Here is a 22829-nt window from a genome sequence, read left to right on the forward strand (position 1 = left end):
GTTTCAGCAAATTTCAAAAAAAAGATTCATACCTCGCTTCGAATGAGCTAAAGGGGATGAATCTTTCTGCAACACAGGCTCTCCTGTTAAAAAAATTGCTTCTGTAGCATAAGTATGATCATTGCAGTAGCGATAATTGAAAATAAAATGGAACCGCTTCCTAACAATTTGCGCGAGTTTTTAATAAAGTTGATGCCTATGGCGAATACGCCGACGGTAATGGCAATGAGTACAAGTGACATGCTGATCATGGCAATCCAGTACAATACCTCAAATAATGATGCGGTGAAAGAGTGGTCTGTATTCAAAACATGATCCTCCTTTTCTCGTTCCGAGATAAACACTACACCAAATTACTATACGTCAAAACAGTGATTTTGCAAAGAAAAACGACTCTGTTAAAACAGGCACCCGCTGTTGGACAATCATACAAGAACAGGAGCCTTGTCCTGAGTATGTATATACTATACGCCATAGAAACGCCAGAAAGGGGAGAGTATCATGGCTGGAAGACAGTTAGCCGATAAATGGCTGAAAACAGAAGCTCTTCTAAGGAACCCCGAAGTAGCTCTTCATGTGCCAAAGACTCGGAAGTACAGTGCAAAAGCTCTGCAAGGCGTATTGCGTCAGTTTGGAATGGCGGTTATAAAACCTGTTCGCGGTGGAGGCGGCTACGGAGTTATTAAAGTATTTTATGCAGGTGGGAGCTACGGGTTCACCTATATGTCCCGCAGTCGCTCATTTAAAAGCTTTGATGCGATGTTCAACGCCTTAAATAAAACTAAGGTTGATCGGAAGTATATTATCCAGCAAGGGGTTCAGCTAGCGCGGATAGGGGGGAGACCTATCGATTATCGCGTCAAGGTAGCCAAGCAGAATGGAAGTTGGGTATACCGATCTATGCTGGGCCGCCTTGCCCGTCCGGGTTTATTCGTGACGAATTTATCCAGGGGGGGGACGCAGCTTAGCGCAGGCGAAGGATTAAAACGTTCCCTCGGTAAAGTATCCATACGCAAAAAACGGGGGGAGATGCGCTCGCTCACCAATAAGTGTATTACCATTATGGAGTCGGCTTTCCCTGGTGTTGGCGAGCTAGGCTTTGATTACGGTATTGATGCTAGAGGAAAGATATGGATTTTTGAAGTGAATACTCGTCCTCAATAATCTCAATCACAGTTTTATATGAAATGAATTTATGCCAAGTATGAACAGAATATTAATTTAAAAGCAAAAAAAATTTTAGTCGAAAAATGGATTATGCAGCCTGTGAATAACTTTTGTCCACATTACCCCTATATATATTTCAACGGTTTTAGACAATTACTCACAAGTTATTCACAGGATTTCCACAGCTGATTGTGGATAACAAGAACGCTTGTTCCACTCTTCATTTCTTGATATGATCTAAATATAACATTAGGAAAAAAATAGAAAGGATGTGTTACCATTGGCGATGTTAACAGACGAAATGCTGCTCGAATCCTATCAAATGGCTAAAGAATTACAGCTTGATATGGAGTTCATTGCTCTTCTGTTGGCAGAAATCCATAAGCGTAACCTGGATATGAATTTAGCTATAGTACATTGATCAACGTAATGATGGCCAATGAAGACTTTAAGGCGCTGGCCATGCGTTGACATGATAAATATAAGCTTCATGACAGTGGGGGCATTGTACAACATGCTCACAGCCCGTCCAATGGAACGCGGAGATCACCGAGGTATATTGATCTGCTGATCCATAAGGGCTGTAGGGGCCAGCATAGTCCTGTTTCCTTCCGGCATGCTCCAAGATGGTGCCGCAGTCAGGACATGATGCTGTAAGTGGAGCTAGACCGTTACATAACGGGCATATATATGTCAAAGGGTATCCCTCCTTTACGGCAGTATACATCCGTATAGGTAAGATACCCTTTTTGACAGTTGTTATGAATCTATAGTTTTAAGTTACTACTGTGACCTGGGGACAACTTTGCTTCAGGATCGACATATACCTTCGCATTATTCACAGCTGTCGGCGCTTCGCCGAATCCGACGGCAATCAATTCGAGCTTGCCAGGATATGTCGTAATGTCTCCAGCGGCAAAAATACCGGGAATCGAAGTTTCCATTTTCGAGTCGACGACGATGGAGTTGGACTCAATTTCAAGTCCCCACTCGGCAATTGGGCCAAGGGCGGATACGAATCCAAAATTAACCACGACATCATCCACTTCGATTTCCTGCGTCTCTTTCGTTTTCGTATGCGCGAGCGTAACACGTTCGATCCGTTCGTCTCCGTGCAGTGCAACGATTTCGGTCGGCGTAATGACCTGGACGCTGGAATTCATCAACTTCTCAACGCTATGCTCATGCGCCCGGAATTTATCGCGACGATGAATGAGTGTAACCTGTTCGGCAATCGGCTCTAGCATCAGTGCCCAGTCTACAGCAGAGTCGCCGCCGCCGCTGATCAGTACCTTACGTCCGCGGAATTTATTCATATCGCTAACGAAATAATGCAGATTGGTTTTCTCGAAGCGAGGGGCTTCCTCAAGCTCCAGACGTCGAGGCTGGAATGCCCCGACCCCAGCTGTAATAATAATGGCGCGCGCGTGATGAACATCTTTATCTGTCGTAACCACGAAGTGACGCTCTTCCTTCTTCTCAATACGTAGTACCTTCTCTTCCAGACGAACATCTGGATTGAACAGCTTCAACTGCTCATTCAGGTTATTAACAAGCTCTTGGCCTGTTATTTTAGGAAAGCCAGCAATATCGTAAATATATTTCTCAGGGTAGAGGGCAGCAATTTGTCCCCCTAACTGAGGCATGCTTTCGATCAATTTGACGGATGCCTTTCTCATACCGCCATAAAAGGTAGCAAACATGCCTGCCGGACCTCCCCCAATGATTAGCAGGTCTGTAAATTCGCTCCCGGAATTCAAGGATGACACTGGCAAACACCTCCAGAATGTATTCGAAATTTCATAATGTCATTTCTACTTTATTATAAGCGTCCACCTTGCACTTGCAAAGTAAGCGTGTTTTGGCAGTTTTTCACTGTATTATATGACTAAAAACCCGATAAAACCGCGTAAAATAAGACTTGATCTTTTGCACAAAAGTCGATATCATTCAAAATATGTGTGCACATAAATGTGACGAAATAGGTAACTATTATGAATAGGAACATATTTTTTTTGATAAAACCGCTATAAAGGATTAGAATTGATGTGACAAATGTCTCATTGTTTATCGCGCATGATGGCATGGATAATTACCAGAGACTATATTTTTATGTGTTAAATTTCACATTTTCAGTTTTTGGTTTTATTTAAAATATAGAGTGCCCATACTGGAAGGAGAACAAACCCATGAGTACCATACCTAAAATCGTTATTCTAGGAGCAGGTTATGGCGGCGTCTTGACGGCGCAGCGTTTACAAAAAGAATTAAATTATAACGAAGCCGATGTCACCCTGGTGAACCGTCATGATTATCATTATTTCACGACGCATCTGCATATGCCGGCAGCAGGAACGGATTCGATCGAGAATACGCGCGTACCGATCTCTAAGCTGATTGATGAATTCAAAATCGATCTGGTCAAATCGAATGTTCAGGAAATTCGCATTGCGGATAAGAAGGTTGTGCTTCAAGATGGCACATTGTCCTATGACTACCTTATTATAGCGCTTGGTGGCGAACCTGAATCCTTCGGCATACCGGGACTTGGTGAATACGCGATGCCGATCCGCAGTATTAATTCGGTTCGTTTGATCCGTCAACATATTGAGTATCAGTTCGCACTGTACAAAACAGATGAGAGCCGTACAGATCGCCTGAATTTCGTAGTAGGTGGCGCAGGCTTCAGCGGTATCGAGTTCGTTGCCGAGCTGGCCGACCGTGTGCCTGAATTGTGTAAGGCATATGATGTTGATCCTAACCTGGTTAACGTCTATAACGTAGAAGCAGCTCCTACTGCATTGCCGGGCTTTGACCCTGAGCTGGTTGAATATGCCATGGATGTGCTTCGCAAGAAGGGCGTTCAATTCAAAATCGGCGTAGCGATTAAAGAATGTACTCCAGATGGAGTTATCCTTGCTACGGGCGAAGAGATCAAAGCAGCTACTGTCGTATGGACCGGAGGTATCCGCGGTAATCGCCTGATTGAGGCTGCCGGATTCGAAACCGCTCGCGGTCGGGTGAAGATCGACGAGTATCTGCGTGCGCCAGAGCATGACAATGTATTTATTATCGGCGACAACTCGTTGATGTTTAACCCAGAAGGACGTCCGTACCCGCCAACAGCTCAAATTGCTATGCAGCAAGGTGTGACTTGTGCGCAGAACGTCGTCGCTTCTATCCGCGGTAAAGAGCTGAAGAAATTCGTGTTCAGCAACAAGGGTACCGTTGCTTCTCTTGGTAAAGGTGAAGCTGTTGCATCTGCATTCGGCAAGACATACAAAGGCTGGGTCGCTGCTCAGTTGAAGAAGATAGTGGACATGCGTTATCTATTCATCATCGGCGGCATTCCGCTTGTCTTGAAGAAAGGCAGATTCTTTTAAAATGCGCCATTGCAGTGTTCAGGTACGAGGTCTGTTGACGCGGGATGAGCTTGACAGATACAATGCCTTGATGGAAGTAGGCTCTTATTTGGAGTCACAGCAGAAATATGATCTGGCTTACCATGTGCAAAAGGAAGTCGATATTCTCATTCTTCCGGCGATCGAAAGATTGAAGGAGAAGGGAAGAGCCCGTGACCGCGCGACGGCAGAGTTTCTGGAATCGTTGCGGGACGAAGAGGAATAATATTAATATAAATAGGGCAGGGGTGTTCCAGTATGATTCTGGAACACCCCTTATTGTATATTGCGATGAATTTGAGTTATAGCCTCAGCATCTCTTCAAAGAGCTGTTCGTTCAACAGATTGCCGACGTAGAAGGAGCCAAATTCGCCAAAGCGGGCGCTGACTTCATCAAAGCGCATTTCATAGACTAGTTTCTTAAAGTGCAGGGCATCATCCGAGAACAGGGTAACGCCCCATTCCCAATCATCGAGCCCCACGGAGCCTGTGATAATCTGCTTCACTTTGCCTGCGTAGCTGCGACCGATCAGACCATGGCTACGCATCATAGCGCGGCGGTCATCCATGGACAGCATGTACCAGTTATCGCTTAGATCCCGCTTCTTATTCATCGGGTAGAAGCAGATATGTTTCGATTTCGGTAAAATCGGTTGGAGTCTAGCCATGACCTCTGGATTGGCTTTAGGATCCCCATCTCCCGAAGCTAAGTAGTTGCTCAGTTCTACGACGCTGACGTAAGAATACGACTTCACAGTGTATTTCGCGAAGGTTGTTTTATTGAAGGCGTTTTCGAGTGCATTGAGCTCTTCTAACGTTTCACGCAGATGCATGAATACAAAATCGGCTTTCTGCCCTACGATGGAGTATACCGCTGTGCTGCCATTCTTGGCTTCCTCCACACTGCTCCATTCTTGGAGGCAGGCATGAAGCTCCTCCAAAGCGACGGCACGCTCTTCATCGTCAGCTGCTCTCCAGGCAGTCCAGTTCATAGAGCGGAAATCATGCAGGGCATACCAGCCCTCCAGTGTTAAAGCTGCTTCATTCATTTATATCACTCCTATGGTTTCCTATAATTACAAGAAATAATACGCTGATCCTATTGTATCCTATGGCTGACAAGCGGGCAAATCGATTCACAATCTATTCATTGAAAGTTCGTTGCTTCGCAACATTTTTTCTAGTAAACTTACTACTAGTGCCTTAAAGATGTGATCTAGCTTATAGAACTTGTTGAAGAGAGGTTGGGGGCAATGGGTTGGCTAGTCGTACTGATATTGATGGTCCTTTTCTTTGTTATGATGTTTGGTATCGGATTTATTCTTAATATGCTGATGAAAACAACATGGTTTCCGGCTTATGTTTTTATTATTGTCATTTTGCCAATTGTCGTATACTCGCTTTGGAACCATGAGCAGAGTTTCTGGTCGTATGTTGCTTCATATCGCCTCGTTGACTATTTAACGGCTGTAGCCGGATTGCTCGGAGCTATCCTTAGTGGATGGACGATCCGCAAGCTGCGCCAGGGCGGGTACAAAATGTTCTAGTCTGTAAAGAGGATTTGAATAAAATATGTTGCAGTATAATAAGCCCCGGGTTATTGCCTGGGGCTTATGATTTGTTATTTTCCTGATTTGGATTCGGCGTTAGGCTTTGCTCGAGCTTCCATTTTTGAAAATCAAGGAAATTTTTGAACTCCTGTTTGCTGATCCCTGATTTCATTGCTTCCTGCACGAGGAGTGACCATTCCGGATCCAACAGATGCTCCGGGGACGAGTCTCCATACAGCAGCATGGGAATCGTTACATTTAAGGCGTCAGCGATTTTCTCGATGAATTGAATGGAAGGGTTGCTTTGTATATTTCGCTCGACGTTGCTTAAATAGGATTTAGCGACATCCGCTCTGTTCGCAAGCTCTGATAAGGATAGCCCCTGCTCCAGACGGAAATTCTGTATGCGCTCTCCAATGCGATCTGCCATAAGGACGATGCCTCACTATCATAGTTGAAGATTTAGGATAAGTACGTAAATGTACATTAAATACCTTTAGGACATTATATCAGAAGATGCAGTATGCAACAAAAGAAGGCGGGCTTAAAGCTGCAAAGAAGCAGACACCTCAATCCATAGCCGGATTAAGGTGTCTGAAGAGGAAGCCAGGCTATTTGGCAGCGCCAGCTCCTTGCCTTGCTTCAAAAGTCCATTTCAGCTGTAGGGAATCTCCCTGGAATTGATTTTGATCCTCGTCATTGTCTACGAATTCAAATTTAACAATGAGATTGTCCGAGGTTCCGGCTTTGAGCCCGCCCCGCTCCTCGAACCACTCCTGCCATTTATTTTCAACGGCATCCGGTGCCAGGGACTGCAAGTCATAAAGCGTCGTTTCATAGATAACGTCTTCCTGCTTATCGAGATTTGTCAGGAAGCTCACTTTGATATGTTTTCCGAAATCATCTGTATTCTCGGGAGCGCCGACCTGATTAATGACGCTGTAGTTCGTGTGCAGGATTACTTTTTCGATATCCAGCGTACCCTTGTTTAGCAGCTTGAAGGTGCGAATCCCAAAGTCGCCAGGTTTGATGTTATCGAGATTAATAATTGTCGTTGGCTCAGCGTTTAAATCGAGTGTCCCAGCGGCGAAGGTGCTTGTCGTCTCCACAGCGTCGCTAAAATAAGCAAATGTGCCTCCCCCGATCAAAGCCAGCCCCAATGCGGCTGTCATAATACCCAGACTCAAAGCTTTCTTTAATCCCATATCAAACTCCTCCTTAAATGACTAATTTATTGCGACCTTATAGCTGGCATAAGGACAACAATTGTACGGACTTTCCAATAGCTGACTTTGCGGATCAAAGTTGAATCGTAGCAGAGCATGAACCCGGCCTTAACCCGAGCCGTGGTCCGAACCGGAATTAGGACTTACTCGGTCATTAAGCTGCTGCTCTAGCCTGGAAATGAATTTGCATATGGAAAAAGCTCCGTATAAGAAGAGAAGCAGCCCCGGAATGATGAGAAGGGCGATGCTGCCTGTCTTAGTGACGGCAAAGCTGATGAAGTACCCCGCATAGGGGATCGTAAAACCGGTATAAGCTCCAACAATATTAGCGGGGCTAACGAGGGCGCTGTCAGGAGCTTGATTGTTATCTCCTTGTGTGCGATAGAGAACGTTATTGTCTGCTTTATTCATCCTGACTTCGATGATACGATGGGTGATTAATCGATGCTTATCAGCTTGGAATGTGATGATGTCGCCGGTCTTGAAGCGGTTCCCTGACCCAATATCTGAAGTGGATATAGCTATGACTGATCCTGTACGAATAGCTGGTTCCATCGATCCAGATAATACCGTTTTAAGTTTATATCCGTAGAAGCTCGGTTCATCTCCGGTTATTTTGGCCACAAGGATTGAGCCGATGACAGCAACACAAAAAAGAAGGATGATGCAATACAATGCCTGAACTGCTGTTTTCCATATTAGCCGCATGATGATTACCTCCCATTTACTGCTACTCGTTTTGAAAGTGTGATTCCATCTCTTCCGTTACGTCGAGGTCTGATTCTGAAGCGGAATCTCTGTGATCAACACTGCCTGCCTCTGGGTCGGCAGCCTTTTTAATGTCGGTTAGTCGCGATTCGAGAACCTGTATTTCAGAGGAAATGGCTTGTTTTTGAGATTCTAGCGAGCTTTGTAAGTCATGATAGTATTGAAGCAGTTCTGGACTGGTTGCAAAGCCGGCTGCTTTACGTAGTGATCTGAAGTCTGAATCCCTTTGGCTTAACTGATTTGTGAGCGAATTCGGGACGTTCTGAATAGCGATCCCGGCATCATATACTTGTCGCAAGTATTCCATCAGATCAGTCATAGAAGCATAGAAAGAGGGGGATAACGGATTATCCTGATTTAAAAGGGTCTCCACTTCGTCCAATAAAGTACTCTGTGAAAATTTGGCACAGTTGGCGGGATTAAGCTGGATTTGTTGGATGACGTCGTTGAGATGGGAGGAGCCTGCTTCTAGCTCTTGCATTATCTTTTGGAGAAACAAGGTGTTGGTTGTGAGCCGCTCGTTAATGGCAATCATCGATTCTTGGGACAGAGTGATTTGAAGGGAGATGAATTCAGCTGCGCTTTCACGTTCGGATAAGTTGTAGGCATTGAAGGAATCCATGTCCGCATTGCGGTAAGTGGCACTGGTTACATTTTCAAGGGAAGCTGCGGGTGCTATGGCTGTATTTGCGGGTGGGATGAACGGTTCATACGGTAGTGGTGTCGTTGGTGCTGGAGTAAAGGGGGGCGATGCTGAGACTTTTATTGTGCTGGCATTGAAGGAATGGAGCTGATTTTTGATAGCGCTTGCATTTTTGATGTGCATATGAACCTGGGATAGCCTTCCTTCGATTGCATCTGGAAAAATCCCACAGGTGCTGAATGTGACGGCAGCATCACTGGAGCTTGCAAACTCGCCATAAGTGATGCGGATTTGACCAGAGAGGTAGAAGAGAAGCACTGACAGGAGGAAAAGCATATTCAACAATGGCGTTCCTCGCGGCTTCCTCTGTTTTCGCAAATATTGAATGATGAAAGCTTTGGGACTGCGCAAGTAGCCTCCTCCTTTCTGAGTGAGCAAGATAGTATGTTTGTTCTCTATAAAGAACAGTTGTTTAAATCTAATATAAGGGATTGCTGTATAAAAAGAAAATTGTTTAAGGCTTGAAAAAACCTGTATAACGAACGGATATAGTCTTTTTTCTTTATTTATCTTTAATATGCTTTGAATTTAACGGATATAGTGTTCTTTTTAAGGAACATTTAACTCGTTGCCTGTGGACAAAAAATCCATTCATCTTTAGGAGGAGATTGATGATGAATAAGTCCGTTCAGGTTATTACTAGTGAGCGTTCAGTCAGCTCCGAGGCTGCGGAGTGGATCTATCTGCTGTCGATAGCCAAGGAATCGGGGATTCCGATCGAGACAGTTCGTTCATTCCTTCAGGGAAGAACGGCACACGAGTCGGAACTGGCTTCTCCCAAAAGTTTCTTTGCTAGCAGTAGCATTCTGGAAGAAGAGCAAGAAACATCGTCTCTCATGCTGGGAGAGTATATTTTTCGGCGAAATTTGTAGGGTATTCACGATTCAGGGAGATAGCTTTTGTGATAGAATAGAGAAAGTCTACACGGACGTGAGCTTGGAAGGAGCGAAGAAATCATGCGCATGAACAATATGCTGCACTTTACCGAGAATCATCGTTACTGCGTATACCGCGACTTCGGCCTCAGTGCTGTCGACGGCAGAATGCTAAGTCTAATTTACCAGCCGATGGTCGGTGCGTTTGCCATCGGCTTTTATCGCCTGCTCGCTGAACGAGTCTCTATAGAGCAAGTTGGGTACTCCTCGATCGAACAGCAGCGGGAGCTGTTTCTTACTTTGGGCGTCGAGCCGAGTGAGAAGGGGCGCAAATATTTAATCGAACAGGCATCTAAACTGGAGGCTGTCGGGCTTCTGCAGACAAGTCGGTTATATATACCGGAAAATGATGATTATATATACGAGTATGAATTGCAGGCGCCGTTATCTCCTGCTGATTTTTTCCGGACCCAGCATTTGACTCTGCTGCTTCGCGACAAGATTGGCAAGTTTGCTGTTCTATCTTTGCGTGAGCGCTTATTTTGCGAGGAACCGGCAGAATGGACTGGATTTAAGTACAATAGGGAGAATATTTCGGTACCTTTCTACGATATATTTGAATTGAACACGCATGCCATAGATTATGAGCTGGAGCAGGCGATCGCTGAATCTTCCGTGGTCAGGCAGCCTGGCGTAATGCAAGGGTCAGAGGAAGAAGCGATCAATTATGCCGATATCATTGTTCGTTTCCCACGCGAATCTGCAAACCGTTCCTATGTTGAGGCGCTTCGCTTTGATGTTGAGGGAATGGGAATCGTCAATTATGTAGCTCGTAAATATGAGCTCAGTGTTCAAGATTTATGCCGGCTGCTGGATGAGGATGGGGTATTTGGCTCGGATGGGAGCCTCCTGCTGGAGAGTTTGCAGCACAAAGCGAATCTTCATTTCAGGCAGGGGAAACGACGCAAGGACGAGAGAGAAGTTGCCTATGCGAAAGTCGTAGCATTGCGTTCAACTGAATCGGGTGTTGAGGAAGGGCTGCCGGAAGAGGTGGCTGTGCAAATGGAATATTATGTGGACGTCCCTCCACAATTCCTCAGTAAATGCGATATTCATCAATACAACATGATGCTGCGCAATGAGCCGTATACGCGGCTGTTAAAGACGTTTTTTCCGGGGGCGGTACCCGATAACTTGCTGGATATATTTGAGAAAATCGATTTGAATTATAAGCTGCCTGGCGAGGTTATCAATGTACTGATCCATTATTTGATGGAATTGCTCACATCAGGCGGGGAGCAGCGGATCAACCGCAATTTCGTGGACGCGATTGCTGCGAATATGCTGCTGAAGCGGATTGATACCTATGAGAAGGCCGTTCAATATATTCGTAATCAAACGAAGATCAGGAAAGAGAAGAATAATTCAGGAGCGTCCAAGCCGAGTGCTGGCCGTAGTCGAACTTACGGCAGGGCGGGAGTGGCCAAGCCGGACATTCCGATTGTGCAAAGCTCGGCTAATGAAGGCGAAGTATCGGAAGAGGAATTTGCCGAGCTGCTTAAGATGGCGGAGCAGATGCAGGCGAGCAAAAATAAAGGAAGTATGTAACTAGGAAGGTGAATGTTAGCTTATGGAATCACTGGGGGAATTGCTGTCACAGATGAAAAGTCCGGGACTTCGCCGGCGCTCTGAGGAATTAACGGCAAAGCTGATGAACGATCCGCTCGTGTTGGAGCTAAGAGCTCGTTATCCAGAACTGAGCGATAGTCAGCTTACCTTGAATATGGCGAAGCTTTATCAATATGTGCAGACTTCGCGTCACTGTGATAGCTGTCCAGGGCTCGAGCGCTGCCCCAATGATTTTCCCGGCCACTATACCAAGCTAACGGTTGAATCGTTTCATGGAGCTGCGACGATCAATGATCGGCAAGTGCCCTGCAACCTGCAGGCTCAGAGGGAACGGGAACTGGCGATCAAAAAGCGGATTCATAGCTTTTATGTAGATGAACGGGCACTGGAGGAAGGTTATAGTGAAGTCGAGATCATGGGCAAGGATCGGGAGCGGGCTCCAGCCGTCAGCCGAATATTCCAATATATTAATGAGGTGAAGGCTAGCGGACTATCGCCTCGCGGATTGTATTTGGAAGGCCATTTCGGAACAGGCAAGACGTTTCTAATGTGCTATCTGCTGCATGAGCTGGCCAAAGCGGGATATTCTGGCGTTATCGTATATATGCCCGAATTCGTAGAAGATTTGAAATCCATGTTCCAGGACAACCAGAAGTTGAAGGAAACTGTCGAAATCATGAAGCAGGCCGACCTGCTCATCTTCGACGATATCGGCGCTGAGAACTTGAATCCTTGGGTTCGTGATCATGTGATGGGTTCGATATTGAACTTTCGCATGAATCGCAAGCCGACCTTCTATACGTCGAATTATTCGCTTAAGGGACTGGAGAAGCATCTTAGCTTTACGAGCAAGGATGGAGAGGAGATTCATAAGGGGCAGCGTTTAATGGATCGGATCGCTCCGTTTGTTGAGGTAGTGCAAGTACGCGGCGTGAATAAGCGTGGGCTGAAATAATCAGAGATAATTCAGGGACTAAAGAAGAATAGCAGGCCAAGAGCTGTGAAGCTCGGCCTGCTATTTCAGTTTACAGAGGGTTCCGTATGTATAGCCTTATCAGGGGACCCGTGCGCCGTGATGGGTCAAGACCATTAGCCGGCGAGAAACTTTACAATGACCATGCCGAAGAAAATGACGGCCATTAGCGTCAGCATACCAAAGAAACCGTTCATGAGGTCAAATAAGTCGTTGCGCGGCTCTTCGTTGATATGCTCCCGCGGATCATTTACATGCGTATTTGCATCCATGGCGATGGGCCTCCTCAAGGAATAATTTATTTATCAATGAAGTATGTCATAGACAAAATGCTTTTTGGTTATTATTAGTATAACCAAACGTTCAACTGTTTGTAAAGAAGAAGCAAGGAGTACGATTTTTCATTTGCTATATAATTGTGGTATACTTTGAATGACGCTTTTTTAGCGTTTTGTTCAAATGTATGACACAATCATGTTCAATGACATGTTATGCGTGCCCTAACATGAAGGAGGAGATTTATATGGCAATCGTTAACGTATCCGATCAAACTTTCAATAATGAAGTGGAAAGTAAAGGGACAGTCCTGGTTGACTTTTGGGCTCCTTGGTGCGGTCCTTGCAAAATGATCGCTCCGATTCTGGATGAATTGGCGGCTGAGGTGGGTGATTCCGTTAAAATCGCCAAACTGAACGTGGACGATAACCCAGAATCAGCTTCCCGCTTTGGCGTGATGAGTATCCCGACACTCATTCTCTTCAAAGACGGACAACCGGTCGATAAAGTCGTCGGTTTGAACTCGAAAGATGCTCTGAAAAGCCTCATCGCTAAGCACCAATAAGATATTAGTGCGAGGATAAGTGCTTTTACACGCCTCCGGAAATTCCGGGGGCGTTTTCTATGTTATTTGAAGTCGTGTTATGTTATATCTTAGTTGTAAATATGTACTGGGGAGGAGGGGACAAGAGTTGAATCATAAACCGGTTAATGAGCTGCAGGAGCAGGAAAAAGCACTGGAGAATATTCGCCATAAGCTGGCCCTTCTACCGGACTTGCCAGGTTGTTATTTAATGAAGAACAAAGAAGGAACGATCATTTACGTCGGGAAGGCCAAAGTGCTGAAAAATCGCGTGCGCTCTTATTTTACAGGCAGTCATGATGGCAAAACTCAGCTGCTCGTCTCGGAAATCCGCGATTTTGAATATATCGTTACCGCCAGCAATATGGAAGCACTCATTTTGGAATGTAATTTGATTAAGACGCATCATCCGCGTTACAATGTCCTGCTTAAGGACGACAAGACGTTCCCCTATTTGAAAATTACGAACGAGCCTCACCCAAGGCTGGAGGTTACGCGGCGGGTGCTTAAGGATAAAGCGAAATATTTTGGCCCTTATCCTAACGCTTATGCGGCCCAACAGACCAAAAAGCTGCTTGACCGCATGTATCCCTTGCGTAAGTGCAATGTTATGCCTAAAGAGGTCTGTTTGTATTATCACATGGGGCAATGCATGGCTCCCTGCGTGCAGGAGGTGCCTCAAGCGAAATACGACGAAATTACGCAAGAGATCCATTCGTTTCTTAACGGAGGCCATGAAGAAATCAAGAAAGAGCTGCAGCGTAAAATGCAGGAAGCAGCGGAGGAGCTGTACTTCGAGCGAGCGAAAGAGCTGCGTGATCAAATCATGAATATCGATGCGATCATGGAGAAGCAGAAAATTACGATGGCCGATGCCAAAGACCGTGACGTGTTTGGTTATGCAGTCGATAAGGGCTGGATGTGCGTACAAATCTTGTATATGCGCCAAGGGAAAATGATTGAAAGACATGCCTCTGTTTTTCCATTCTATGGTGAGGCTTATCAGGATTTCCTGTCGTATGTGACCCAGTATTACAGCGATAATCCGGCATTGCCTCAGGAAATTTTGCTCCCGGCAGAGCCGTCCGGCAAAGTGGCGGAAGCGGGAGCTGTCTCTGATTCCGGTTCTAAGGAAGTAACGGATGCAGCGGATGAAACGGTAGACGCCACGACGGACGTCATGACCGACGCGATTAACGGGGCGGCGGAGCTCCAGCAGTGGCTCGGGGTCAAAACGCATGTGCCGAAGCGCGGACTAAAACGGCAAATGATTGGGATGGCCGAGGAGAATGCCAAGGTATCTCTGGAAGAAAAGTTCCGCCTCATTGAGCGAGATGAGGAGCGTACCTTGAAAGCGGCTGAGAACCTAGGCCTGGCGATTGGTCTGGAGTCGCTGTCGCGTATTGAGGCTTTTGACAACTCGAATATTCAGGGAACGAATCCGGTTTCCGCGATGGTCGTGTTTATTGATGGAAAGCCAGCGAAGAAGGAATATCGTAAATACAAGGTGCGTACGGTCGAGGGGCCGGACGATTATGAGACGATGCGGGAAGTCATTCGCCGCAGATATGAGCGGGTCTTGAAGGAAAATCTGCCGCAGCCCGATTTGATTGTCGTGGACGGCGGCAAGGGTCAAATTTCGGCGGCGATCGATGTGCTGGAGAATGAGCTGGGCTTGTTCATTCCTGTATGCGGACTTGTCAAGGATGACAAGCATAAGACAGCCCAGCTTATGGTGGGAGATCCGCCGGAGCCGGTTCATTTGCCGCGTGACAGTCAGGAGTTCTATCTTTTGCAGCGGATTCAAGACGAGGTTCACCGTTTTGCGATCACGTTTCACCGCGAGCAGCGGGCCAAATCCATGGTTACCTCTCGTCTAGATGCGATACCGGGCATCGGGGAGAAGCGGCGGACGATGCTGTTGAAGCATTTTGGTTCGCTCAAAAAAATAAAAGAGGCCTCCGTCGAAGACTTCAGGCCTCTGTCGATCGGCGATAAGCTCGCCAATCAAATTATAAATGCCCTTCGGGACGAGGAGTCGTAAGCAGCGGCTCCTCTTCTTTTGGTTGTACCGGTGGAATGCTTCTCTTCCGGCCCGGAGGGTTGAATAAATAGATCACAAACGCAACGATGGCTGGCAGCGCGATATAGAATATACCAGCAGACCAGTTCAGTGCTCCGCCCATCAGCATAAGACTAAGCGACATGAGGATGCTGTTGAAGATGACATGAGTGAACATCGCCGTAATATAGCCGTAGCGCAAGAAGACGAAGCTGAACATCAAACCGATAATCGCCAGCTCGATCGGGCGGGAATAGACAGGGTAAATGGGATACAAGGTATGCCCGAACGCCCAGATAATCGACGATAATAAGCTGGCAATGAACGTACTGCGGAAAATTTTCTTCAGCATCGGTATGCCGAATAAACGATATACTGCTTCTTCACCGATCCCCGCCACCCAGGCAAGTAAAGGGAACAGGACGGGATATAGCATGTTGTAAGCAGATTGCGTTGGATCGGTCGTGGACCAGGTGCCGAACACCCGCTCTAGGATCAGGAAGATGACCGATTGCGTACCGAGCAGAATCAATGCCCATAAATAGCCGTTTTGCATGGAGGCCAGGACATGCCGTCCATACTCCGGTTCTTTGGCGCGAGCCCACAGATTGAACCCTTCCTTGCGCCATAGTCCATCTCCCCCAACCAGCGAGAAGTAGATCGAGGCCGCTAGGAGCAGTGTGACCAGGCCTTGGATTACGAAGCCGATGATCAAGATGCCGGTTCCCATTCCCTCTACTTGCAGCATGGGAAGCATATTTATTGCTCCAGCCATGGAGAATATAAAGTAAATGGAGGATAGAACCAGACCGCGGACAAAAGAAGAAAACGGGCGCGTTTTTACACTATAGACGATGGCTAAAATCCCAAGCACGAACGTGAAAAGAGCATAGCCAGCCCATGTGAACCAGTTGGCCAGCTTCTTCTGGCCCTTAACATAGTCTGAGTGGGCTTTAGGGGGATCGAAGTAAGTCTCCATGGAGGAAACTTCTCCATCCTCATAATTAAATTGAATCATCCCGTGTGATTGACCGGACTCATAGCCGGATACATCATAGACCAGACCTGGCTTGTTAGTCGTGATGTTCGGTCGGAGCTTGGCGGGATCAAAGCCAAATGCTTTCAGGTAAGGCTCAGCCAGGCGTTCCCTGTCTTCTAGCGACAAGTATCCTTCCATTGCCTGCAAGCTCTCGCTGTTTTCTAATCCTTGTTTCTTAAGCAGTTCTTTGGTCGCGTTGCTATAGGTTAGGATACGTTCGAACCCGACGACCCGGCCACTATACATATTAACATCTACCGTTAAGGCTTTAAGCTCGTTATCAGGCTGCTCGAAGCGAACGCGAAACACTTCTAACGGGAACTGTTCGCCATAAGTATCCGTATAAGTTTTCATCAGGCCTTCCTTGGATAAGTAGCCATATATGTCTGATCGAGTTTCGTATGTAACCAGGGCATTGTCCAAGGGAACAGGCAATTCCAGCGTGGATCTGGCAAATTCAGCCGCTAATTCGGTGGCCTGTTGCTTCGTAATTGTCTTCTGTATTTGCTCTACCGACCCGGGGGTGAACATAGGCAGAACAAACTGAAGAGTCAAAAATAAAAGAAGACCTACAGCGGCCAACACCCGAACGGTATTGCGTTTCGGCGTTCGTCCTGTTGACGAAAAGAAAGAGAACATTCAAAAACCCCTTTGCAATAATATGAATGGATATCAAAGTAAAGAGTACCATAAGCCTCGCGCAATCGCCAGAATAGGGCAGGAAAAGGGCTATATGATCGCTAAAAATACAGCATGGCTCAGAGAATGAAGGGTGGCGGGCTTTGTTTCGGGCGGAAAAGTTTTTTATCAAGATATTTCGGATTAAGCAAGCTTTGTAGTGAGCATGAATTAGGATTATAATCCAAATCATAGAGATCGATGAAAATGAAATGAAAAAAGTGAAAAGATCGAAAGGCACTCTGGATTTCCAGTGCTTTTTTCTTTTACGAAAGTGCCATAATATTGAAGTGACTTATAACGGGAATGCTGAAGGAAGATGAGGTGAACACGATGCTGTCCCAGTGGTTTAAATTAACTCCTCCGCGTATATTAGTACTCGGTTTTGCAGCTATTATATTGACTGGGTCTCTGCTGCTTATGATGCCACAGGCCAATACGACCGGGGAGCGGCTTCCTTTTGTCGATGCTTTGTTTACGGCTACTTCAGCTACCTGTGTCACAGGACTCGTTGTTCGGGATACGGGACTTTACTTTACGACATTTGGTCAAATCGTAATTTTGACGTTGATTCAGGTGGGGGGCCTCGGCTTTATGACGATGGCAACCCTGTTCTCTCTAGTATTCAAGCGGCGCATTTCGCTACGGGATCGTCTTTTACTGCAAGAGGCGATGAAGCAAAACTCGATGGAAGGTATCGTCCGGCTCATTCGCAAGGTGCTGGTGTATTCCCTGGTTATTGAAGCTAGTGCGGCACTGTTGTTTACGATTCGCTGGGTTTTCGACATGCCCTTTGGTCAGGCGGTTTATTATGGAGTTTTTCATGCTGTCTCTCTGTTCAACAATGCGGGCTTTGACTTATTCGGGGAATATCGCAGTCTGATGGGGTATGTGAACGATCCGCTCGTTAATATCGTGGCGATGTTTTTAATCGTATCGGGGGGCCTCGGTTTTATCGTCCTGTCCGAGCTGGTAGATTTCCGGCGCACCCGCAAGCTGTCACTGCATTCCAAGATCGTATTATCGATGACGAGTGCTCTCATTCTGGCCGGGGCTGTAGTTATCTTTGTATTTGAATTTACGAACGTGAAAACGATGGGCTCCTTGGACTGGAGCGGGAAAATTTGGGGCTCGTTCTTCCAATCGATTGCGACAAGGACCGCGGGAGCGAATTCGGTGGATATCGGCGGACTCCGCCAGGCCTCCCAGTTTTTCGTTATTATGCTGATGTTCATCGGCGCTTCTCCCGGTTCGACGGGGGGCGGGATTAAGACGACGACATTTATGGTTCTGGTCGGGGCGGTCATTTCTATGATTCGCGGACGCCATGATTTGGTGCTCTTCCGCTATCGGATGACTCAGGAGCGGATATTCAAAGCGGTCACGATTACGATGTTGGCTTTGTTCCTTATCATTTCGGTAGCGATGGTGCTGTCAACGACCGAAGACGCCAGCTTCCTAAGCATTTTGTTCGAGACGACTTCCGCCTTTGCCACGGTAGGTTTATCGATGGGGCTGACGATGGATTTGACCGATATCGGGAAGGTCATACTGTGCTTCATGATGTTTACCGGCCGGCTCGGACTCTTGACGTTGGCTTATGCGCTTGGGCCAAAAAAGGGTAAGGAGTTGTATCGCCACCCCGAAGGGAAAATGATTATAGGATAGGAGATTAACCATTCCATGAAAATGCAGCAGTTTGTAGTGATCGGCTTAGGACGTTTCGGCTCCAGCCTAGCCCTGGAATTAATGGATTTGGGTTTCGAGGTGTTAGGTGTCGACTTGAACGAAGAATTGGTGGACGACATGAGCGCCTATTTGACCCATGCCGTCGTGGCTGATGCTACGGATGAAGAGATGCTAAAGTCCCTTGGCGTCCGTAACTTCGACTGCGGGATCGTAGCGATCGGCAGCGATATACAGATGAGTATATTGACGGCGATTCTGCTCAAGGATTTGGGCATCAAGACGGTGGTCGCCAAGGCGATCTCCGTGTTGCACGGTCGTGCCCTAGAGAAGCTAGGCGTGGATCGGGTTATTTTTCCGGAGAGGGATATGGGAGTTCGTGTGGCACATCAGCTTGTTACCCCGAATCTTCTCGATTATATCGAGCTGTCGAAGGAATACAGCATTGTCGAGCTCAGGGTGCCGGATGGCTTAGTCGGAAAAACGTTAGGGGAGATTAATCCGCGGGTCAATTACAACTGCAGTGTCGTTGCGCTTCATAAGCGTACGGGAGTTATTGTTGCACCTACCGCGATGGATGTGCTGGATGCTGGTGATATTATGGTACTGATCGGCTCTAATGAGAGCATAGATAAATTTGAAGCTGTGATTAACGAGAGCGAGTGATCGTTCGCTGCATCGAGAAAGGAAGCTGCAAATCGGCCGCAGGGGCTGAGGAAGCAGCTTTTTTTTGATTTGAATGCAAATGCAATATTTGCCGATCCGGATCTGATGTCAATATGGTAGTTCGGAACTTACAGTAACCCGTCTTATTCATTGTTTTCGTGAGGGGGTTAGGAGGTTTTCACCTCAGCGCTGCGGTATAGCAACCAGCAGATGAGGGCGGTGGCTAGGGAGGCTGCAATAGCATAATGAGGCGCAAGGACATCCGCCAAAGTTCTAGCTGTCGCATCGATAAGGGTAGGATTGTTCGTTCGAAAAACATTCAAACCGAGAATATAGACGGCGATTAATCCAGCGCCCCAGAGGAAACCGTATCGATACATTAAGGTGCTCAGCAGGAAGAACAGCATAGCCAGAAGAAAGTAAGCTGCAAACAATGAATACCACATCCGGCCGAAGGATATGATGTACTCGTCCAGATTGAAGCCCAGTAAAGGGAGCAGTTGCTTAAGCACCAGCGTTAGAAGGGTTTGCGCAAGGGATATCGCCAGATTGAATGCCCCCAAATAGGCGAGGCTGCCCCAGAAGTATTGCTTACGGGTGTAGCCGGAGCCTAACAGCAATGGGAACGAATTGGCGGCTGTAATATAAGTGATCAATACGATAAAAATAGAAATCGCGAAGAAATTATTGTTCGCCACTAGAGCCATCGCATTCTCGGGCTCGTATATGCCGTACCCGGCAAGCAGCCAAATATCAAGGAGTAGCAAAATAGCTCCGAAAACGAATAAGCGCTTGCGGTTTTCATGCCAATGGAAGGCCATCTGATTACGAAACGCTCTCATGGACATTCACCTCCGAGGTTCGATGCTCTTGGCGGGTTAAATAGACGAATAGCTTCTGCAAGGGGATAGGACTGATATCGATCCCTTGCTCTCTTAAAGAAGGTTCATTGTCTAGGGAGCCCAACCAGGCAATTCTTGTTACATGGCCGAGGGACTCTCTGTTCAAGACTCTTGCATCTCCAAAGAAGGGCTCTAGTTGCTTCGTGCTGCCCTGGAGATAACGCGCTTGATCCGCGAATTCCTCCGCATTCTTATGGGCGGTGACGGTTCCCTGCTGCAGCAGCGTGATAAATTGCAGCAGATCAGCGGATTCGTCGATCAGATGTGTAGACAGGATTAGGGTTCGCGGATGCTCGCTATAATCGCGCAGGAGCAGTTCATAGAACGCTTCCCGCTTTTCCGCATCCAGTCCGAGCGTCGGTTCGTCGAACAATGTAATCGGACTACGGCTCGCAAGCCCTTTTACAATGCCGAGCAGCGACTGGTTCCCTCGCGACAATTGCTTGAACCTCTGATTCGGGGGGATACGGAACTGGTGCAGTAGCTCTGCGGCGAGTTTGGCGTCCCAGGCTGGGTAGAGCAGGGAGCAGAACTTCATGATATCTCCGACTTTGTATTGGCTCCAAGATCGTTCTTCCGCTTTAACGAGGCATATATTGGAGACGATGAGCGGATTTTCATGTATGGGATAATGTCCTGCCGTAACGCTTCCTTGATCCGGAAACAACTGGCCGGATATTAAATGAAGGAGTGTCGTTTTGCCGGCTCCGCTAGGGCCCAGCAAACCATGGATCGCATTGGGCTCAAAATCGACAGTGACATCATGAATGGCCTGCACGTCTCCGAGCTTTTTATAGATTTGATGGCATTTCAAGGTGTATTCCAGCATTAGGACTCTCCTTTCAAGATCATTTCGGTGAGTTGCTCGGTCGTTATGCCCAGCTTGGTTGCCTCGCGGATCATCGCAGTTACGTACTGCTCATAAAACTGCTGCTTCCGCTTCTCTAGAATTGCAGCACGTGCTCCCTCTGCAACGAACATGCCGATTCCGCGTTTCTTGTACAACATCCCTTCGTCAACTAGGAGATTGACTCCTTTAGCAGCGGTAGCAGGATTGATTCGGTAGAAAGCGGCAAATTGATTCGTAGAAGGAACTTGAGATTGCTCCCGAAGCCGACCTTCGATGATGTCATCTTCGATTTTCTCTGCAATTTGCTGATAGATGGGGCGGCCGTCTTCGTTTAGAAAGCCCATAACCTTACACCTACTTTAGTTCATTACTTATGTAACTAACCATACTGCCATAGCTCCCTATTGTCAATGATTTACATACATTTCGTTTCTTTCATCACGGCATATCCGTGATTGGTATCTGCCCAGCTCATGTAACCGGAGTCGAAGCTTCGGGCTTTGCCGGGATGAGCATTGAGCATATGACACTGTCATATCAAATTGATGATTGCTGTGAATATCGCATATCACGGTTCAAAGGTAAGATACAGATATGAACTGAAAGGAAGGGATGATGGGCGTCATGAAGGGGAATGGCGGCAGATTGCGCTTACTGGATATTTTAAGAGGTTTCGCCATTTTGGGGACACTTGGAACGAATATTTGGATTTTCGCCCATTTGGGGGATCTAAACTATATTTTTACCTTCGCTGAAAATGGATGGTGGGCCTCATTTCAGGATTTCATCAGAATGTTTGTGTTGTTCTTGGTCAATGGCAAGCTGCTTGGCTTGTTGACGATTATGTTCGGGGCTGGACTGGAGATGAAATATCGGCAGTCATTAAGAAAAGGCCAACCTTGGCCTGGTCTCTATATATGGGCATCTATTATTCTTATGGCAGAGGGCCTCATTCATTTCATCCTAGTGATGGAATATGATATTCTCATGAGCTATGGCTTCACGGCTATCATTACTGCGTTTATTATAAAAGGAGGAGACCGTGCCATTCGCATGGCGATGAGGCTCATAGGTGGTCTGCATGGGGCTGTTATACTGCTGATTTTGGGTTTTGGTATCTATCTTGGCATAATGGGCGCTCATCTATCCTTAGGGGATATGCAAGGGACCGCATTACTATATAAGGATGGTAGCTGGCTCCAGCAGGTAGCTTACCGGCTTGAGAATTTCATGGTGCTGCGGTTAGAGGTTGTACTTGTAGTCCCTATGAACATTTTTCTGTTTTTGTTGGGCATACGTATGATGAGGTCGGGTTTCTTTGCGGCGGATGAGGAGGGAACAAAGAAACGAAAGAAGCTTTTACAAATTGGGCTTTATGCAGGTATCCCGCTTAACTTGCTTCTTTTTGTGCCCGGTGGATACTTTGAATTACCAGTACGATATTTATTTGCGCCGATCCTCTCTCTCGGATATATCGGGTTAATCGCTAAGCTGGTAGAGGCAAGTGAAAAGGCGTGGCTTTGGAGTAAGCTTGAACAAGTAGGCAAAATGTCACTTAGCTGCTATGTGTTGCAAAATATTCTTTCTTCCTTCATTTTTTATGGTTGGGGTCTCGGTTTAGGCGGCAAGGTGGATTCGGCAGCCATCGTACTTATCTGGTTGGCAATATGTTCATTCCAAATCATCTTTGCTTCTATATGGCTGAGGATTTTCAAGTACGGCCCGATGGAATCCGCGCGAAAATTCACGTTAGATCTCATAGGGAAATAATAGGTCGATGGATGAACGGAAAAGG

26 protein-coding genes are annotated in these 22829 nt (G+C 46.7%); 13 read left to right on the forward strand and 13 right to left on the reverse strand.

Going from position 1 to position 22829, the window contains the following annotated elements; all coding sequences use genetic code 11:
• Positions 1-86 precede the first annotated feature (86 nt).
• The gene (locus EIM92_RS08820; protein WP_125082332.1) at positions 87-308 is read right to left on the reverse strand and encodes a hypothetical protein; all 222 of its coding nucleotides are present in this window, start codon (positions 306-308) and stop codon (positions 87-89) included.
• A gap of 193 nt (positions 309-501) precedes the next feature.
• Between EIM92_RS08820 and EIM92_RS08825 the strand changes: the two genes are divergently transcribed.
• Together EIM92_RS08825 and sda are read left to right on the forward strand one after the other, a co-directional pair.
• Entirely contained in the window at positions 502-1164 is a 663-nt protein-coding gene (locus EIM92_RS08825; RefSeq protein WP_125082333.1) for a YheC/YheD family protein, read from the forward strand.
• Between the two features lie 283 nt (positions 1165-1447).
• Positions 1448-1588, forward strand: coding sequence for a sporulation histidine kinase inhibitor Sda (sda, locus tag EIM92_RS08830; protein WP_125082334.1), 141 nt, complete (start codon positions 1448-1450; stop codon positions 1586-1588).
• Positions 1589-1615: 27 nt separating this feature from the next.
• Here the strand turns inward: sda and EIM92_RS08835 are convergent, their stop codons facing one another.
• Together EIM92_RS08835 and EIM92_RS08840 are read right to left on the reverse strand one after the other, a co-directional pair.
• Complete coding sequence (locus tag EIM92_RS08835; RefSeq protein WP_125082335.1) at positions 1616-1864, reverse strand: hypothetical protein; 249 nt, start codon at positions 1862-1864, stop codon at positions 1616-1618.
• Positions 1865-1934: 70 nt separating this feature from the next.
• A complete protein-coding gene (locus tag EIM92_RS08840; protein WP_425464198.1) occupies positions 1935-2870 on the reverse strand; it encodes an NAD(P)/FAD-dependent oxidoreductase in 936 nt (311 codons plus the stop codon).
• Between the two features lie 486 nt (positions 2871-3356).
• On the opposite strand from EIM92_RS08840, the gene EIM92_RS08845 reads away from it, so the two are divergent.
• Entirely contained in the window at positions 3357-4550 is a 1194-nt protein-coding gene (locus tag EIM92_RS08845) for an NAD(P)/FAD-dependent oxidoreductase (RefSeq protein WP_125082337.1), read from the forward strand.
• A gap of 1 nt (position 4551) precedes the next feature.
• Positions 4552-4794 carry a hypothetical protein gene (locus EIM92_RS08850; protein ID WP_110931485.1) on the forward strand — a complete coding sequence of 81 codons (243 nt, stop codon included), beginning with the start codon at positions 4552-4554 and terminating at the stop codon, positions 4792-4794.
• A gap of 76 nt (positions 4795-4870) precedes the next feature.
• Here EIM92_RS08850 and hemQ read toward each other — a convergent pair whose 3' ends face one another.
• Positions 4871-5617: a hydrogen peroxide-dependent heme synthase gene (hemQ, locus tag EIM92_RS08855; protein WP_125082338.1), complete on the reverse strand. Its 747-nt coding sequence runs from the start codon at positions 5615-5617 to the stop codon at positions 4871-4873.
• Positions 5618-5821: 204 nt separating this feature from the next.
• Here hemQ and EIM92_RS08860 point away from each other — a divergent pair, with 204 nt between their 5' ends.
• On the forward strand, positions 5822-6115 hold the full coding sequence (locus EIM92_RS08860) for a YuiB family protein (protein WP_125082339.1): 294 nt from the start codon (positions 5822-5824) through the stop codon (positions 6113-6115).
• Between the two features lie 64 nt (positions 6116-6179).
• On the opposite strand, the gene EIM92_RS08865 is transcribed toward EIM92_RS08860, so the two are convergent.
• The 4 genes from EIM92_RS08865 to EIM92_RS08880 form a co-directional block, all read right to left on the reverse strand.
• The gene (locus EIM92_RS08865; RefSeq protein ID WP_125082340.1) at positions 6180-6548 is read right to left on the reverse strand and encodes a helix-turn-helix domain-containing protein; all 369 of its coding nucleotides are present in this window, start codon (positions 6546-6548) and stop codon (positions 6180-6182) included.
• Between the two features lie 181 nt (positions 6549-6729).
• Positions 6730-7323 carry a TasA family protein gene (locus tag EIM92_RS08870; RefSeq protein ID WP_125082341.1) on the reverse strand — a complete coding sequence of 198 codons (594 nt, stop codon included), beginning with the start codon at positions 7321-7323 and terminating at the stop codon, positions 6730-6732.
• 129 nt (positions 7324-7452) lie between these two features.
• Positions 7453-8052 (reverse strand): signal peptidase I SipW, encoded by a 600-nt coding sequence (gene sipW, locus EIM92_RS08875; protein WP_125082342.1) that lies wholly within the window; start codon positions 8050-8052, stop codon positions 7453-7455.
• 22 nt (positions 8053-8074) lie between these two features.
• Positions 8075-9166, reverse strand: a complete 1092-nt coding sequence (locus EIM92_RS08880; RefSeq protein WP_125082343.1) for a hypothetical protein — start codon at positions 9164-9166, stop codon at positions 8075-8077.
• A 260-nt stretch (positions 9167-9426) separates the two neighbouring features.
• Here EIM92_RS08880 and EIM92_RS08885 point away from each other — a divergent pair, with 260 nt between their 5' ends.
• The 3 genes from EIM92_RS08885 to dnaI all read left to right on the forward strand — a co-directional run bounded on the left by EIM92_RS08885 (position 9427) and on the right by dnaI (position 12274).
• Entirely contained in the window at positions 9427-9687 is a 261-nt protein-coding gene (locus tag EIM92_RS08885) for a hypothetical protein (RefSeq protein WP_125082344.1), read from the forward strand.
• Between the two features lie 84 nt (positions 9688-9771).
• A complete protein-coding gene (locus EIM92_RS08890) occupies positions 9772-11298 on the forward strand; it encodes a replication initiation and membrane attachment family protein (RefSeq protein WP_125082345.1) in 1527 nt (508 codons plus the stop codon).
• Between the two features lie 22 nt (positions 11299-11320).
• Positions 11321-12274: a primosomal protein DnaI gene (dnaI, locus tag EIM92_RS08895; RefSeq protein ID WP_125082346.1), complete on the forward strand. Its 954-nt coding sequence runs from the start codon at positions 11321-11323 to the stop codon at positions 12272-12274.
• Positions 12275-12408: 134 nt separating this feature from the next.
• Here the strand turns inward: dnaI and EIM92_RS08900 are convergent, their stop codons facing one another.
• Positions 12409-12564, reverse strand: coding sequence for a YqzM family protein (locus tag EIM92_RS08900; protein ID WP_125082347.1), 156 nt, complete (start codon positions 12562-12564; stop codon positions 12409-12411).
• A 251-nt stretch (positions 12565-12815) separates the two neighbouring features.
• Between EIM92_RS08900 and trxA the strand changes: the two genes are divergently transcribed.
• Complete coding sequence (trxA, locus tag EIM92_RS08905) at positions 12816-13133, forward strand: thioredoxin (RefSeq protein WP_125082348.1); 318 nt, start codon at positions 12816-12818, stop codon at positions 13131-13133.
• A gap of 127 nt (positions 13134-13260) precedes the next feature.
• Positions 13261-15195 carry an excinuclease ABC subunit UvrC gene (gene uvrC, locus EIM92_RS08910; RefSeq protein ID WP_281279666.1) on the forward strand — a complete coding sequence of 645 codons (1935 nt, stop codon included), beginning with the start codon at positions 13261-13263 and terminating at the stop codon, positions 15193-15195.
• On the opposite strand, the gene EIM92_RS08915 is transcribed toward uvrC, so the two are convergent.
• A complete protein-coding gene (locus EIM92_RS08915; protein WP_125082350.1) occupies positions 15164-16891 on the reverse strand; it encodes a CPBP family glutamic-type intramembrane protease in 1728 nt (575 codons plus the stop codon). The genes uvrC and EIM92_RS08915 overlap by 32 nt on opposite strands.
• Positions 16892-17236: 345 nt before the next feature.
• Between EIM92_RS08915 and EIM92_RS08920 the strand changes: the two genes are divergently transcribed.
• Both EIM92_RS08920 and EIM92_RS08925 read left to right on the forward strand, forming a co-directional pair.
• Positions 17237-18598, forward strand: coding sequence for a TrkH family potassium uptake protein (locus EIM92_RS08920; protein WP_246021255.1), 1362 nt, complete (start codon positions 17237-17239; stop codon positions 18596-18598).
• Between the two features lie 15 nt (positions 18599-18613).
• The gene (locus EIM92_RS08925; protein ID WP_125082351.1) at positions 18614-19282 is read left to right on the forward strand and encodes a potassium channel family protein; all 669 of its coding nucleotides are present in this window, start codon (positions 18614-18616) and stop codon (positions 19280-19282) included.
• A gap of 167 nt (positions 19283-19449) precedes the next feature.
• Here the strand turns inward: EIM92_RS08925 and EIM92_RS08930 are convergent, their stop codons facing one another.
• The 3 genes from EIM92_RS08930 to EIM92_RS08940 are packed head-to-tail and all read right to left on the reverse strand — an operon-like array spanning position 19450 to position 21378.
• Positions 19450-20124 (reverse strand): DUF4052 family protein, encoded by a 675-nt coding sequence (locus EIM92_RS08930; protein WP_164515056.1) that lies wholly within the window; start codon positions 20122-20124, stop codon positions 19450-19452.
• A complete protein-coding gene (locus tag EIM92_RS08935; RefSeq protein WP_125082353.1) occupies positions 20108-21013 on the reverse strand; it encodes an ATP-binding cassette domain-containing protein in 906 nt (301 codons plus the stop codon). The genes EIM92_RS08930 and EIM92_RS08935 overlap by 17 nt, the downstream gene beginning before the upstream one ends.
• Positions 21013-21378: a GntR family transcriptional regulator gene (locus tag EIM92_RS08940; protein WP_125082354.1), complete on the reverse strand. Its 366-nt coding sequence runs from the start codon at positions 21376-21378 to the stop codon at positions 21013-21015. The genes EIM92_RS08935 and EIM92_RS08940 overlap by 1 nt, the downstream gene beginning before the upstream one ends.
• Before the next feature lie 280 nt (positions 21379-21658).
• Between EIM92_RS08940 and EIM92_RS08945 the strand changes: the two genes are divergently transcribed.
• Positions 21659-22804, forward strand: coding sequence for a DUF418 domain-containing protein (locus EIM92_RS08945; RefSeq protein ID WP_125085081.1), 1146 nt, complete (start codon positions 21659-21661; stop codon positions 22802-22804).
• Positions 22805-22829 lie beyond the last annotated feature (25 nt).

The sequence above is a fragment of the Paenibacillus lentus genome, assembly GCF_003931855.1.
Taxonomy (GTDB): domain Bacteria; phylum Bacillota; class Bacilli; order Paenibacillales; family Paenibacillaceae; genus Fontibacillus; species Fontibacillus lentus.

Bases quoted from the DNA above. Each gene is read 5' to 3' on its own strand.
- EIM92_RS08925 (WP_125082351.1), top strand. From the start codon at position 18,614: ATGAAAATGCAGCAGTTTGTAGTGATCGGCTTAGGACGTTTCGGCTCC.
- dnaI (WP_125082346.1), top strand. From the start codon at position 11,321: ATGGAATCACTGGGGGAATTGCTGTCACAGATGAAAAGTCCGGGACTT.
- EIM92_RS08935 (WP_125082353.1), bottom strand. From the start codon at position 21,013: ATGCTGGAATACACCTTGAAATGCCATCAAATCTATAAAAAGCTCGGA.
- EIM92_RS08870 (WP_125082341.1), bottom strand. From the start codon at position 7,323: ATGGGATTAAAGAAAGCTTTGAGTCTGGGTATTATGACAGCCGCATTG.
- EIM92_RS08900 (WP_125082347.1), bottom strand. From the start codon at position 12,564: ATGGATGCAAATACGCATGTAAATGATCCGCGGGAGCATATCAACGAA.
- EIM92_RS08885 (WP_125082344.1), top strand. From the start codon at position 9,427: ATGATGAATAAGTCCGTTCAGGTTATTACTAGTGAGCGTTCAGTCAGC.
- EIM92_RS08890 (WP_125082345.1), top strand. From the start codon at position 9,772: ATGCGCATGAACAATATGCTGCACTTTACCGAGAATCATCGTTACTGC.
- EIM92_RS08845 (WP_125082337.1), top strand. From the start codon at position 3,357: ATGAGTACCATACCTAAAATCGTTATTCTAGGAGCAGGTTATGGCGGC.
- EIM92_RS08840 (WP_425464198.1), bottom strand. From the start codon at position 2,870: ATGTTTGCTACCTTTTATGGCGGTATGAGAAAGGCATCCGTCAAATTG.
- trxA (WP_125082348.1), top strand. From the start codon at position 12,816: ATGGCAATCGTTAACGTATCCGATCAAACTTTCAATAATGAAGTGGAA.
- EIM92_RS08850 (WP_110931485.1), top strand. From the start codon at position 4,552: ATGCGCCATTGCAGTGTTCAGGTACGAGGTCTGTTGACGCGGGATGAG.
- EIM92_RS08945 (WP_125085081.1), top strand. From the start codon at position 21,659: ATGAAGGGGAATGGCGGCAGATTGCGCTTACTGGATATTTTAAGAGGT.
- EIM92_RS08930 (WP_164515056.1), bottom strand. From the start codon at position 20,124: ATGAGAGCGTTTCGTAATCAGATGGCCTTCCATTGGCATGAAAACCGC.
- hemQ (WP_125082338.1), bottom strand. From the start codon at position 5,617: ATGAATGAAGCAGCTTTAACACTGGAGGGCTGGTATGCCCTGCATGAT.
- sipW (WP_125082342.1), bottom strand. From the start codon at position 8,052: ATGCGGCTAATATGGAAAACAGCAGTTCAGGCATTGTATTGCATCATC.
- EIM92_RS08825 (WP_125082333.1), top strand. From the start codon at position 502: ATGGCTGGAAGACAGTTAGCCGATAAATGGCTGAAAACAGAAGCTCTT.
- EIM92_RS08915 (WP_125082350.1), bottom strand. From the start codon at position 16,891: ATGTTCTCTTTCTTTTCGTCAACAGGACGAACGCCGAAACGCAATACC.
- EIM92_RS08865 (WP_125082340.1), bottom strand. From the start codon at position 6,548: ATGGCAGATCGCATTGGAGAGCGCATACAGAATTTCCGTCTGGAGCAG.
- EIM92_RS08920 (WP_246021255.1), top strand. From the start codon at position 17,237: ATGCTGAAGGAAGATGAGGTGAACACGATGCTGTCCCAGTGGTTTAAA.
- EIM92_RS08940 (WP_125082354.1), bottom strand. From the start codon at position 21,378: ATGGGCTTTCTAAACGAAGACGGCCGCCCCATCTATCAGCAAATTGCA.
- EIM92_RS08860 (WP_125082339.1), top strand. From the start codon at position 5,822: ATGGGTTGGCTAGTCGTACTGATATTGATGGTCCTTTTCTTTGTTATG.